This is a genomic window from Phocaeicola faecicola (genome assembly GCF_013618865.1).
Classification (GTDB): domain Bacteria; phylum Bacteroidota; class Bacteroidia; order Bacteroidales; family Bacteroidaceae; genus Phocaeicola; species Phocaeicola faecicola.
This window is the reverse complement of the sequence record NZ_JABSOE010000001.1, coordinates 34,429-49,306: the sequence shown is the minus strand read 5'-3', so window position 1 is coordinate 49,306 and position 14,878 is coordinate 34,429. Positions and strand designations below refer to the sequence as shown.

6 protein-coding genes are annotated in these 14,878 nt (G+C 48.1%); all 6 read right to left on the bottom strand.

Annotated elements, in window-relative coordinates; translation table 11 throughout:
• Positions 1–40: 40 nt before the first annotated feature.
• The 6 genes from H3001_RS00175 to hepC all read right to left on the bottom strand — a co-directional run bounded on the left by H3001_RS00175 (position 41) and on the right by hepC (position 14,721).
• Positions 41–2,488 carry a glycoside hydrolase family 95 protein gene (locus H3001_RS00175; protein ID WP_181213720.1) on the bottom strand — a complete coding sequence of 816 codons (2,448 nt, stop codon included), beginning with the start codon at positions 2,486–2,488 and terminating at the stop codon, positions 41–43.
• A gap of 2 nt (positions 2,489–2,490) precedes the next feature.
• Complete coding sequence (locus H3001_RS00170) at positions 2,491–5,397, bottom strand: chondroitinase family polysaccharide lyase (RefSeq protein ID WP_181213719.1); 2,907 nt, start codon at positions 5,395–5,397, stop codon at positions 2,491–2,493.
• A gap of 99 nt (positions 5,398–5,496) precedes the next feature.
• On the bottom strand, positions 5,497–7,212 hold the full coding sequence (locus tag H3001_RS00165) for a RagB/SusD family nutrient uptake outer membrane protein (RefSeq protein WP_181213718.1): 1,716 nt from the start codon (positions 7,210–7,212) through the stop codon (positions 5,497–5,499).
• 12 nt (positions 7,213–7,224) lie between these two features.
• Entirely contained in the window at positions 7,225–10,371 is a 3,147-nt protein-coding gene (locus H3001_RS00160; RefSeq protein WP_181213717.1) for a SusC/RagA family TonB-linked outer membrane protein, read from the bottom strand.
• A gap of 31 nt (positions 10,372–10,402) precedes the next feature.
• Positions 10,403–12,574 (bottom strand): surface glycan-binding family protein, encoded by a 2,172-nt coding sequence (locus H3001_RS00155; protein ID WP_181213716.1) that lies wholly within the window; start codon positions 12,572–12,574, stop codon positions 10,403–10,405.
• 17 nt (positions 12,575–12,591) lie between these two features.
• Positions 12,592–14,721, bottom strand: a complete 2,130-nt coding sequence (gene hepC / locus H3001_RS00150) for a heparin-sulfate lyase HepC (protein ID WP_181213715.1) — start codon at positions 14,719–14,721, stop codon at positions 12,592–12,594.
• Positions 14,722–14,878 lie beyond the last annotated feature (157 nt).

Genomic DNA, 14,878 nt, shown 5'->3' with positions numbered 1-14,878 from the left:
GATATGCTTCAATAAAAGGTGTACCCATTCCTATTTTCTGTCAGAAATTCAAGCACTTGGTTTCGCCACGCTTGAAGTTCAGCCGCTGGGTCTGTCCCTGATAGACCACTTCTACCTCCTTATCGGACGCACTGGTAATCTCAGCCGTCTGCAGACGACCCTCTTTCCAGGCAAGACTGACCGTGAATCCTCCGCGGGCCTTCAAGCCACTGATGCTACCCTCTTTCCAGCTGAGCGGCAAAGCCGGCAGCAGGTGAATGTTGTTCCGGTGACTCTGCAGCAGCATTTCGGCAATACCTGCCGTGGCCCCGAAGTTACCGTCAATCTGAAACGGCAGCGCATTCAACAGGTTGCGGTAAAGTCCGCCCTGATTCTCTGCCTGCTTGCCCGCATCAATGAAGTTGACCAGGTTCGTCAGTGCCTCGTGAGCCTTCTCTGCCTCGTACAGACGCGACCACAAGGAAATCTTCCAGGCCATGCTCCATCCCGTCGTACGGTTGCCTCTTGCCTCCAGCGACTTGCGGGCAGCCTCGAATACCGGAGCATTATCGGCAGTGATGTCATAGCCTGGATACAGGCCGAACAGATGAGACACGTGACGATGCTGCGGTTCACTTTCTCCATACTCCTTGTCCCATTCCAGCAACTGTCCCTTGCTGCCGATCTGATAGCCTTTCAGGTCTTTCAGTTTATCTTCCAGCTGCAAGGCAAAATCCTTGTCGGTATTCAATACCCCGGCAGCCTTGACCGTTACCCGGAACAGATGGCGGATCAGTGCCTGGTCCATGGTACTTCCCTCACAGACCGAAGCCGGAGTTCCGTCGGGCATGAGGTAAGCATTCTCGGGCGAAGTACTTACCGGAGTCACCCACTCACCCTTGTCATTCTTCACCAGCCATCCCGCATAAAAACGGCAGGCCTCCCTCAATATCGGATAATACCGGCGAAGGAAGGATGTATCTTCCGTATACAGATAATGCTCCCAGATATGGCTGCACAACCAGGCGCCGGAAGTATTCCAGAAGAACCAGTATACAAATCCGTCCGACGGATAAGCCTCTCTCCAGATAGAGATGTTGTGATGAATGGCCCAGCCATCGAGTCCGTACATGTCATGCGCCAGTTTCTTTCCACGCTCGGCTGCCCCTTCCAGGAAACCGAACAGCGGCTGATGACACTCCGACAGGTTGGTTACTTCAGCCGGCCAGTAGTTCATTTCCAGGTTGATGTTCAGCGTATATCCCGAGTTCCATGGCGGAAGCACCTTGTCGTTCCACAGTCCCTGCAGGTTCAGCGGCTGTCCGTTGCCGCGCGACCCCGAGATCATCAGGTAACGGCCGAACTGGAACAGCTGGGCAATCAGCATGGGATCCTCCTGCTGGTGGAAACGCTTCAGACGTTCGTCGGTCGGCAGTGCCTTCTGCTCTTCGGAAGCCGGAAGGCGGAAATCCACCCGGTTGAACAACGAACGGAAGTCGTTCACATGCTCCTCATACAACCAGCTGAAAGTCTTTCCCTGATTAATCCGTACAGCCTCTGAAATCAACTGGTGCGGGTTAAGTCCCTCCAGCACCGGACTCTTGTCCGGTCCGTTGTAACTGGTAGCCGCATAGATGACAAATACCACCTCACTGCAACGGGTAGCCTCCATCCGGTTGCCGACCACCTTACAGCTCTCTCCTTCATACGACAGCGGATACAAGGCCGCCTCGAACCGCATGCCCCGGTCTTTCAGTTCTTCTCCATAAATTACGTGTGCCTCCCGGATGACCTCTCCCTTCTCGTTGAAATACTCCGGATGCAGTCTTTCGGTATGGAACTTTCTCATATTGGCAATGTCCCTGCGCTGCGCATGAGACGGTGCCTGCCCCTGCAGACTGAGGCCGTCCTTGCTGCCGGTCACCTTGGCAGGATGCTCGGAAGACAGACGGGCCGTAAAGTTCAATACCGGCTTCTCCGCCGTCATTCTCACCACAATGGCCTGGGCAGGATAAGAGGCAAACACCTCTCTCTTCACCTGTACCCCGTCTTCCTTGTACGAAGTGGTCACCACCGCCCGTTCCATATCCAGGCTGTGCACATAGTCGGTAATCACTCCCTTGCGTGCAAAATCAATCCACAGGTCCCCACAAGGCTGGTAAGCCTCATTCAGCCGGCCGATCCACTGTGCCTGCATGAGTTCACCGGCTTCCGCATTCTTTCCTGCTTTCAGCAACTTGCGCACCTGCGGCAGCAGAGACGGTACCGAAATGTCCAGCGGACGCTCAGGACCTCCACTGTACAGCGTATTCTCATTAAACTGAATCCGCTCACTGTCAGTCTTTCCGAAAACCATGGCTCCCAACCGGCCGTTACCCACCGGCAACGCCTCTTCCCAGGCCTGTGCCGGCGACTTGTACCACAATGTCCAGTCGGTTGCCGGCTGTGCCTTGCCTTCAAAGGCTCCCAACCCCAGGCACAACCCCAAAATCAAATATTTAACTTTCATCTTTACTTCTTGATTGATAAATGATAGTTCTCACCACGAATGGTTGAAATCACTACATAAGTCTCATTTTTCTGTGCATCATGAGTCACCTTCACCGCCTTCTGCGGACAGGAAACCTCATAAATGCCGTTCAGCGTAATCTGTGTATCAAACGGTTTTTCCTCCTGAATCACATCCTCTTCGGTAAGCAGGCCCATGTGTGCCCGGGAAATACGGCGCATGTCCGGTTCACAGATAAACAAGTCCATCCCCTCTTCCTTCTCTTCCAGCACATACGCCAGCGGCACATTCACCTGTTTCACACACAAATCCTGGAATGCCTTATCGGCCTTGAACAACGCACCGCACACCACATTTTCCGCTGCATTCCGGATAATGTGAGCCTCGTTGTCTGCCGAAATCACCTCGATGCCCTCCTTGCCGGACAGCAGTTTCTTAGCCTGCTTCATGTCACGGCTCTTCACAATGTAATACTGGTAACCGGCTGCCTGAGGCGCCTTGCCATGATCAATGTAGGCACAGGCATATTCATCCTCCTTGTCCAGTACTACCTTGCCTTCTTTCACTACATACAAGAAAGAAGGATCGTTCAGGATCGTTCCCTGCTTGCCTTGCTGCTCACGCACCTTTCCCTCGAACGCCTGGAACAGCGTAGTGACAGTCGGATACACCTCATCCTTGTTCTGGATATCCGAACCCAGACAGAACAGATAATCCTTAAATGCAAAGACCGACTTGTTCGCACGGAACGTCAGGTCGTAAGAGATATCGTGCATGCGGAACGAGAACAGGGCACATTTCTCCGAGCCGTCTACTCCGGCCAGGAAGGTCTCATCCGAGAAATTACGGTGTCCGGAACTGGAGCCACCCTTGTCAATCAGCTTGTCATCGGGCAACACCTTTACCGTAGTACCCGAAATGTGGTTCCAGTTGAACCGCTCCTGCTCAGGATGGAACGACTTCTTGCCGTTCTTCAGGTCGAAATACTCAATCTGTCCGTACGCCAGGTACCGTCCCTTCAGGTTTTCAGAATTAGACGATTCAAAATCCCAGATATAGCGGCTGAAACCCTTGACATTAAAATGCACCCGTTCGTCCTTCTCGACGAGCAATCCCGAATAAGGCATGAACAGCGCTCCCTTCAAGGCAGGCTCTTCAGCCCCCTCCGTCCGTGCCAGCTTATCCATCAGTTCGGCTTCTCCCACCGTCGACGTATAAGCCAGGTTCGAATTCACATCCTTCAGATAGTCGTTGACCGCCTGTGCGTTCTCCGGTCGGTTGATGATGCGCTTGAAAGCAGCCGCCAATTCCCTGTCAGGTGTATCGTATGAGAATGCCACATACGCAAAGGCCGGCAACAGCGTCTCCAGTACCTGCTGGCTCTTCGGGAAACGTCCAACCGTTCCCGCAGGCACCTCCAGGTTCGCACTGAAGAAACGGAACGTCAGCAAGCCCTGCTTCAGGTTGTTCAGCGTTTCCTCCGACAAGGCATAGGGCGTATCGTGCAAGAGGTAAGCCACCAGCGCCCCTGCATACAATGCATGCGGATAATACGCACTGTTGTACGGACCCCGATGATGATAACCCGAGAAATCGGCCTTCAGGGTTCCGAAGAATCCCGGTGCAATGCCCAAGGCATTATCCATATATTGCTTGTAAGCCGTCATGGCCACCTGTCTCTTTTCCGGGTCAGTCAGCGACAACGCATAAATCAGTTTCGGAATAGCCAGTGCCCGGAGATTATCGGCCACCTCTCCCGCATGCTGCGGCAACTGATAGCACAGTCCGAACAACGTAAACCAGTTGAACGCATTCAGTTCACGCTGGTACACCTCAGGCTCCAGGTAATCCTTCAGCAGGAAGAACGAATGGAAATATCCGGAACTGCGGAGTTTCTCGAAACACAAGGTTCCCATACCACTTCCGTCGGCCCATCCCTGGTCATTGAACCAGTCATAGATGAACTTCGCCTTTTCCAGACTCTCCCGATTACCGTTTTTACGATAATCCAAAGCCAGCGGCAACAGCATCTTCTCGTTGACGTTTCTGAACATCCTGATCTTCTGTCCGTCGATGACCGACGGGGCACACATCGGATACAGAGGCTCCCCTACCGGTACGTGTCCGGCAGTATACTTCACCTTAATCTCCGCTGCCTGTTTCAGTCCCTTGCCGATAAATCCCTTTTCAGCCTCTTCTCTCACCCGGCTCCAGTCGGAAGCCGTTCCCTCGCCCAGATACCACCGGGTAAGACGGTCGGAAATACGGGCAATGTCCTGGTCGGTAGACGCAATCACCCGGTCCACCTGTTCCGGAGCCTTCCGGTAACCGATAAAATCAGGAATCAGACTGAAGTCCTTGTGATTGACCGTATACTGCGCATCCGACATCTTCTGCCAGGAAACCTTCGGAGTAAACTCTACGAAATCCAGGTAAATTTCTCCCCCCGTCTTTCCTTCCGGGAATGTCAGCCGCACATCCTTCAGCCTAGTACCGGCAGGCACATTCAGATCGGCCTGAAACTGGCTCCACAACGTACGCCAGCCTGTAAAATTCAAAGAAAAAGGAAGTTGGGCAACCACCTTGCCCGAAGCATCACAGAAAGAAAAGACCATCGGTGCCTCCACCGGACGCGTATTATAAATCCACGCAGTAATTCCACCGTTCCGGCTCTTGGCCGCCTTGTCAATTCCCTGAGGCGAAGGCATCAGAAATTGCGCTCCCGGTTCCCAGGTAATCTTCAGTGCATGTTTCCCCAATTTGTATTTATCTGCAGCTACCTGCATCTTCCCCTTATCAATGCTCCAGTGCTGCGGTACACGCTGGTCTTCGAAAGAATAAATCTGAGCATACGACTTCAGGCAAGAAGTAAGAGCCAGAAGACTAAGTAAACAAAGTTTTGATTTCATAGTTTTATAATATCTTCAACATTAAAGTGACCCACAAAGAATAAAAAAAGAAGGAAGGATAAATAGTTATTCTTCCTTCTTTCATATGATTCGGAGGGATTACCAACCCGGGTTCTGAACGAAGTTAGGCATCAAATCCTTGTCTCTTTGAGGAATAGGAAGGAGTTCATGCTTGTTTTTCTTGGTAAATTCGTAACAAATGTACCATTCACCTCCATCGTTATACCATGTTACAATATTGTCAAAGGTTTCCTTGATGGCATCCACATAGATTCCCCAGCGGATCAAATCCTGACGGCGATGTCCTTCGAAGGCCAACTCGTAAGCTCTTTCAGTACGAACGGCTTTCTGGAATCCCTGATAATCAAGTCCCGACAAGTCGCAAGTGCTGCTTGCAACCTCCACCGGCAAGCCAAAACCACGGCGGCGTACCATGTTGATTGCCTCGTAAGCTTCTGTGGTCGGTCCCTGCTTCCATTCGTTCAGGGCTTCTGCATACAGCAACAGCACATCCGCATAACGCAGTATATACCAGTTGATGTTCGACAAGTTGGCATCTACCAGGTAGTTCGCGTCATTCACATACTTTTCAGTATCCCATTTAGCCGGGCAGATACCATCCATATATGACTTCTTGGCATCATTAGGAGCATCATCCTTCAAGGCTTCGTCAAGTGTATACTTCTTGCTGATTGGTTTCATCACACCGTTCTCACCGGTTTCGTCATTCTTGCCATACTGGTAGTTGGCGAACGAAATGGCATAACGCTTGTCCATCGGCTGGTCGTCACCGTCTTTAGGAGAACTGTCTCTCCAAGAACGGAGGAAGGTAGGAATCACACGCCAGTTTCCGGCATTGCGGACACCGCGGATACCGCTGGCAGCCACACCGTTCCACTTACCGATACGACCGCTCGGGTCAGAAGCAGCCACACCTGTGATGGCCGGTGAATAGAAGCTGACCTCAATCAGACTTTCCGTACCGTCCCATACACCGTTACAAGTGTTTTTCCAAAGCTGTTCGAAATCGCTCAGCAAATGATGCTTGCCCGATTCCACCAGAATCTTGGCTGTCTTTGCAGCCATTTCCCACTTGCTGGTATCCTTGATCGGATAACCGGCCCAGGTAGCATATACCTTGGCCAGCAAGCCCAGTGCGGCACCCTTGGAGAAACGGAAGCTGTTGTCACTTCTCACGTTATCGTCTACCGTATACGGCAAGTTGTCTACCGCATACTGCAGATCTTCTTCAATGAACTTATATACATCTACCGGATCGGCCTGTGTGAAAGTCGATGGAGAGTCGTAAGACTGAGCCGTATTGGTAATCAAAGCCACATTGCCATACCAGCGTACCAGTTCGAAATAATACAAAGCACGGAGGGCTCTGGCCTCAGCCATGTATACCACAGCCTGCTCCTGTTCGCGGGCTGTATAACTTCCGATGCGGCTGTTCAATGTCTCGATAAAATCGTTCGCACAATAAATCGCCTTGTACAGTCCGGCCCAGGTAGCACGGACCTCATCCTGTGTACTGGTATAAGCGTTGGAAGGTACCAGACGCAGACCTTCGGTAGAGTTACCGGTACATTTCGCAATATCACTCGGCAAAGTAAACAGCAGTGAAAGATGATAACGGTACATGCTTTCCTCTACCATGTTACGGTATACCCCGTACAAAACATTCTGCGCTTCGGAAGCCGTTTTCATGTAATTTTCCTTTTCAACTTCCCCATAGTTATTCTCTTCCAGCGAACAAGAAGAGAAAGCAAATACACAGGCCAGCGCTGCAGCGTAATATTTTATATTTTTCATGCTCTTAATCATTTAAAATTGTACTTCTACACCAAAAGTAAATACTCGGCTCTTCGGATAAGCTCCCCAGTCGAATCCCGGCATCAGCGGACTGTTCTTCATGTTGACTTCAGGGTCATAACCGCTGTATTTGGTAAATGTCAGCAAGTTCTGAGCAGTTCCATATACTCTCAGGCGACTGATATATGCCTTCTTGGTCCACTTGCTCGGGAAGGTATATCCCAGCGTAATGTTCTTCAGACGCAAGAAAGAACCGTCTTCGATAAAGCGTGAGTACAATTCATACTTCACATATCCCTTAGCCGAAGGCACACGGTTTGAAGCATTGGTCGGTGTCCATCTGTCGGCTACCTCTGCCAGCTGGTTGGTACGTTCGTCCTGAGACTGAGTCTGGAACATACGGGTAGCATTATACACATCGTTACCGTAGTTGAACTGGAACAGGAAGCTGAAGTCAAGTCCCTTATATCTCAATGTATTGGTGATACCACCGTACCAGTCAGGCAGACCGTTACCGATTACCGTACGGTCGTTGGTAGTAATCTTGCCGTCGCCATCGATATCCTTATACTTCACCATACCCGGCTCAGTAGTACGTCCGGCATGTTCACTCATATCAGGAACGCCCGGTTTCAGTACCAGTCCGTTCGGAGTCTGGTTGAAGTCAGAATACTGATAAACACCGTCGAATTCATAACCGTACATCAATCCCAGAGACTCACCCACCTTTGCGATATAGTCATATCCGGTAAAGTTGCTGTTGAAACCGGTTCTTACATACATTTCAGTAGCTCCATCCTGCAGGCTCTTCAGCGTATTCTTGATGAAAGAGATATTGAAGTCGGTAGTCCAGCTGAAATCCTTAGTCTGGAAGTTCACGGTATTCAGGTTGAATTCCATACCCTTGTTCTGGATCTTACCGATGTTCTGCCACTGTGAGCTGAATCCGGTTACGTATGCCAGGTCCTGTGCCATCAGCAAGTCCTTCGTATTCTTGATGAAGAAGTCGGCAGTCAGGTTGATACGGTTGTCGAACAATCCCAGGTCGATACCCACGTTAGTCGTAGTAGAACCTTCCCATTTCAAGTCCGGATTTGCCAGCTGTTTCGGAGACAACGAAGTAATCAGTTTGTTTCCTACACCATACTTCATTTCAGTATACAGGTTCATAGACAGGTAATTACTGATACGGTCATTACCAACCACACCCCATCCGGCACGCAGCTTCAAGTTGGAAATCGGTTTGATATTCTTCATGAATTTCTCTTCCGACACACGCCATGCAGCAGCAAATGACGGGAAGTAACCCCACTTATGCTTGTCAGAGAATACACTGGAACCATCGGCACGGATTGTAGCCGTCAACATATAACGTTCACCGAAGTTGTACACACCACGAGCAAAGAAAGACAACATCTTCTTGTCTTCTCTTGAAGTAGTTACCGAGCTAGGAGTAGCACCCAGGCCCAGATTATCATTACCCAAGTCATCAAACGGGAAATCCTTAGCCTGTCCGTACAGCAGTTCAGAACTTCTGAAAGAATATTCGTGTCCAAGCACTACATTCAAGGAATGTTTCTTCTTGAACTTCGTATCGTATGTCAATGTATTACTGTTCGACCAGCGCAAATCCTTTGCCATCTGTGTAGAACCATACACACCACCGCTTCGGTATGCCTGGCTGGATTCTTCTCCATAGAACGTATCCGAACGAGTGTTCGTAGTATTATAAGTACCTGCAATACGCAGTGTCAGTCCTTTCAGCAGTTTCACGCTCAAAGCCATGTTCGCACCCCAGTATTCACTCTGCTTGCGGTTGTCAACAGCTTCTGCCTGCTTGATCGGATTCACCTGAGAATAGTTACCTTCTTCCAGTTCAATCGGGTCGACTGCAGAGTTCAGCAACTCATCGTCTGTAGTTTCCAGACCACCGGTAGGTCTTGCACGCAGCAAACTGGACAATACACTCAGTGTACCACTGGTACCTGAAGTACCGATACCGTCTTTCACCGTATTTGCATAGTTAACGGTAGCATCCAACTTGATGGACTTGTTGATATCCTGTACCAGACGCAGTTTTCCTGTATTCTTCTTGTAACCACTGTTGGTAAAGATACCCTTTTCATCGAAATGAGAGAACGAAGCAGAATATTTAGTAGATTTTGTACCACCACTGATACTGAAATCATGGTTCTGTGACCAGGTCGGCTTGAACGCCGCATCCTGCCAGTCCACACCGGCTACGTCGCGGTAATCTTCCAGGCTCTGGTAAGCATAAGGTTCACCAGTCTCTTCATTGATACCCTCCTTGAAATAAGTACTTCCGTACTTGGTAGGGTTGATTTCCAGCTGCAGTTTCACAAATTCATAAGGAGAAAGCAAGTCGAGTGTCTTGGCAATCTCACGGTGGCTGGTAGATCCGTTATAAGTAATGACAGGCTTTCCTTCCTGACCCGACTTGGTAGTTACCAGGATTACACCGTTTGCCGCACGGGCACCATAGATAGCAGATGCAGAAGCATCCTTCAATACGTTGATAGATTCAATATCGTTGTTTGCAAGATAATCGATATTGTCAACTTCAAAACCATCGACAATATACAAAGGTGAAGAATCACCGTTGACTGTACCCACACCACGGATCTTGATATCAAATCCAGAACCCGGAGTACCGTCCGACTGTGTAATCTGCACACCGGCAATCTGTCCACCCAGTGCTTCTACTACAGAACTGGTCTTGAAGTTTTCGATAGACTTAGAAGATACCGAAGAAACAGAACCTGTCAAGTCACTCTTCTTCATACCACCGTATCCCACAACCACGATTTCATCCAGCTGTGCATTATCCGGCACCAGTTTAATGGTCAGCTTCTTGGCACCTTTCACCTTCACTTCCTGGTCCTTATATCCAATATATCTGACTACCAGTACCGCATTTTCAGGAGCCTGCAATGAGAAATTACCATCCAGGTCGGTTGCCGCACCTACATTCGATTTCTTGACCTGGACAGTCGCTCCGATCATCGGCATATCGTTTTCATCCAGTACCACACCCTTCACTTCTATCTTCTGCGCAAAAGAAGCGATGGCCATCAGAAGAGCCAAGAGGGTAAATACCCCTCTTTTGCTCCACATTTTTACAAGACTATATGTATTCATTCCTAAATAATATTATTATAGATATTACAGATTAAAATCGCGTATCAAACCAAATGGCAATCGGGAAAATACCGGTTCCGTTTCCTACATTGTTGCTGTTTCCATCAGTAACAAATGTCATCTGTCCGATCATGACACCGTTTGCAAATCCATAATCGTTCTGCCATTTGTTTGCATTAATCTTCACAGCCTGACTGGCTGTTTCATCCACATAACCCAATGCTACAGAAAGTTTTCCGGCATTGTCATAGTATGACAACGGAGCTCTTGCACCCGTGTTGATACCCTTTCCGATGGCATCGTAATAAGCCTGCCACATGCTGTTCATGAACGATCCCTTCACACTAGGCTGTCCTTTCAGGTGTTCAGCCGGTCCGTTCAGGTTATAATAATCGAAAGTACGTCTGTAATCCATCAGGAATTTACTTCTGTCGGCTACACCGGTTACTTCAGGAGCTACAGAAACACCTCCGGTACGAGGATTCACCTGCATTACAAACGGAGTATATCTGACAGTTACTCCTTTGACAGGAACTGAACAGTCGAAGAAGATCGGAGTCTTGACCGTTACTTCAGCAGGTGTACCCTTTCCGGCAGTTGTATTGACAACCACCATGATCACCTTGTTGTCTTTCCAGCCCTTTCCGGCACGTACGGTAAACTTACCCGTTGTCTTATCGATGCTGATGGCACTTGGTGCAGAAGAAGATTCGGTATCGATAGAATACTCTACGTTAGTTGCATTCTCGCCCAGGTCGGTATCTACCACATCGAATGAGAATGTTTCGAATTCAGCCTGTGAAGTCGCACGGAACTGACTTGCATAATTCTTGGCAGGAGTCAGGTTCAGGTTGTTACCCCAACTTACATAAGTAAAGTAGTTCGGGTTCTCGTTTACAGTCAGTGTAAACTCGTCGGTGAGTTCACTCTTGATATTCTTGGCAGAAACCGTAACCGTATATACACCGCGCGGAATAGAGTTGCCTTTCTTGGCAGAAATCACACCCGTCAACGGATCAATCTGCAGATCGCTCAGCTTGCTATCCAGATTTACAAATGAATAAGTAACTTCACCACCGTCTTTCTCTGTCGGTTCGATTTCGAAAGCCGTATTCTGAATAACCTCCAGGTCATCGTAAGCCAATTTGGTAATCGGTTCGATAAAGGCCACGATAGAAATGGTATATACATTCTCGAAGTCGGCAGAACCGTATTTATTGGTTGCAGTCACCGAAACCACACAGTTTTCACCGATTTCCAGAGCATTGTCGGCAGCTAGTGAGATCACTCCTGTAGCCGGATCAATACTTACCGGAGCATCCGGCAGAGAAACCGACTTGATGGCATAAGTCAGTCCGTCCAGAGAACCCGTACAAACCGGAGCCACTGAAGAGAAAGCAGAATTTACTTCCACTCTTGCTACCTCGGGCACATAAGTCAGAGCCAAAGGACGAGAAGTCACGTCGATGGTCAGTGCATCCTGGAAAATACCCTCCTCAGAATCCTCACCTACCACAGCAGTAGTCAGTTTCAGGTCAAGTACATATTTACCCGGCTGGATAGCAGAAGCCCCTCTTACGATGGAAATCTCTCCGGTAGCCGCATCAATCTTAAAGAAATCATTTTCAGTCACCTTCACACCGTCCTTGCGTACATTGGCAATCAGGTATTTAGAAATAGAGATATGATCTCCATCTGTAGAAACCTGTGCAGTAGGCAGTTCCACCTCACTCTCGGTGTCGATGATATCTGCATAATCAACTGTAATTTCATTCGGTTCCACAGTAATTCCATCAGGCACTGTCTTCATCATGTTGATGCTTACGATATCTTCAAACGAATAATAGTCGCCGTTTGAGAAACAAGAAATGCTCAGCGTATACAATCCCACCGGAAGTGCTCCCGTGTTCTGTATTTCAATCGCTCCGTTGCTGGTAATGGTAAAGCAATCGGTTTCATAAGGCTCCCCGTCATGTTTCACACCGATTATCGCAAAATCATACGGCTGTCCTCCTATGTAAGTAGGAGCATCCAGGGTAAAATTCATCGAAGGACCTATGTCGGTCACACCGGCATAGTAAAGAGCAAAATCAGTGGAATCTGTTGTTTCCGGATCTGTACAAGCAGAATGCGAAAAACAGAAACCCAGTGTCAGCAAGACAAACAAGATCTTAGACCAGATTTTTTGTAACTTAAGTTCCATTTTTTAGATTGTTATAATTATAATGTATATTTCAGTTGATATTCTTTTTCACCGATCTTCACAGAAACCGCAGCCCCTTCCTGATGGAATGTTCCGGCATTTTCCGATGAGTTATCAGTAAAGCGTGCTTCAATGTTCAATCCACTCAGGTCGCTGGTCTTGTCAAACGGATAAAGCACCGTAATGAAACGGGCTGCTCCGTTCGCCGGCTTGCGGATAGTGTACTGATATCCCTTACGTGTTCCGGTAACCTTACCCAGGTCATTGGAAGTATCGGAATCGACCGTTGAGACACTGAAATCCTGAGCGGTTTCCGCTACGGTACGGATCAGCAGGTTATTGCTGTCGAAAGTAGTGTGCGCACCGAACTGTCCGCTGGCAGAAAGATCATCATAAGCTGTTACATACTGTGCATCCGACAACAGATGGAAATTCAGGTTGATCTTGTCCGAGTTGCCATTGCCGTATCCCTCATCCACCAGGACAAAGAACTTATCCTCGACAAAGAACACTGCACGGCGGTGAGTCAGATTCGCATACGACTGATTTTCGGTAACCAGCAACTGCACGTTGCCGCTCTGTGTCTCATGCTTCAACATCTTTCCGTTCATGAAACCGTTGGCAATGGTCTTACTCAAGTCAGTCATCGTATTATGATTCTTGGTAGCCAGATAGGTCTGACGGTCTGCATTCGATGAAGAAGTTCCCCCATAAGAATATACTCCGGCATCCGGGAAGAAGTTGCGTCCGTTACGATAGAGTCCGAAAGTACCGTTATCCGGCTGGCAATGCCATTTATTCTCCGGGTTGTTGTTGTTTTTCAGAATCATCATCATGGAAGAAGCATCCCAGCCGTTTCTCAACATATAATAACCAGCCTTGTCGTAAGCCTTGAAACGATACGAAGGTTTGCTTCCCTGACGTCCTTCATAAGCCACCCAGCGCAGTTCCTGATCATCCGGGAACATATCCACGTATTTCTTCAGGTTCTTCAGAAGCACATTCTTGGTCCATGATACCGAACGAGTATCATTAAAGTTATCAATGGTATAATTAGGATAAATGATATCCATTACAAAACGGGCCGAGTTTCTCAGCTGTTCGGTATAGTTTTCAGGGAAGAGCGACAACTTGCCGTTCTGCAGTGCCAGCTGGTACATGTCATAAAAACCGGCAACCACACCGATGTGATAACTAGGATCCAGTTCGTTCTGCACTCCGTCTTCCAGGAACTGGTCGGTTACCTGCTTACCCATTGCGGCAGCACCTTCCTGCAGCCACTCAGCCGACTTCGTAAATTCAGGCATCAGAATACCCGCAGTAGTAACCGCCTGGTACATGGCAGCCTCAATGTTTCCCCCATCAGTAAAGTAATTATTACGTACACATTCTACATGGTCATAGAAGGCAACCAAAAAAGTAGAAAGCCATTCAGGAGTGAAGTTGGAAGACTGGATAAAATAAGCGAAGACATCAATCTGGTCCACCAGACGTTCAGTAGGCTGCAGTCCATACCATTCTACCTGGTCTTTGCTGACCTTTCCTTCCGGACAAGAGAAAGTTTCCAGCCAGCTGGTATATACTGTTTTCCAAGAATTGAAATACTTCTCATCTCCTGTCACACGATAAGCCTTTCCCTGAGCCGGCAGCCACTGATGACGATGTTTCTGAGAAACGAATTCCTGGTCTTCTATACCTTCGGGAATAAAATTCCAGTCGATCTTTCCATCCTTTTCAAAGGAGTAATACACGGCATTTTCCCCTTCGCCGGATTCTTCAAAGTTGCGTACGTAAAAACGATTTTCCAAAGCCTGGTCGGCAATTCTCTTTTCAGAAGCCGTAATAGAAGGATTCACCAGGTTAATACCCGTATTAAAAATGTCCGAACGATTCCGGTAATATTTCAACAGTTCATTCGCGGCATAATAATATTCGTTGTTTTCATAGAATTCTTTTACCTTTTCCAATCCCGGATAATCCAGATTGATGCATTCGAACAAACGGGCATCGATTACCTCATTGGGACGAGAAGGCGGAAGTACCTGAACCCCATCACCTACTTCTTGTGAAGTAGTTACTTCCTCATCACTGCAAGCACTTAAAGAAGATAAAGACAACAAACAAAAAGCATAGAAAAAATGTTTCATACCTATTAGTTTTAGTTATAAAAAGGAGATTTTATTTGATTGCAAAAGTATTATAAAACAAAATGTTCAACCATATTAATTGTTTTTGGTTTATTCAAAAATGTATTTATACTATCACTTTTATTGAAATAACTTTCAATTTTGTCTTCTTTTACCC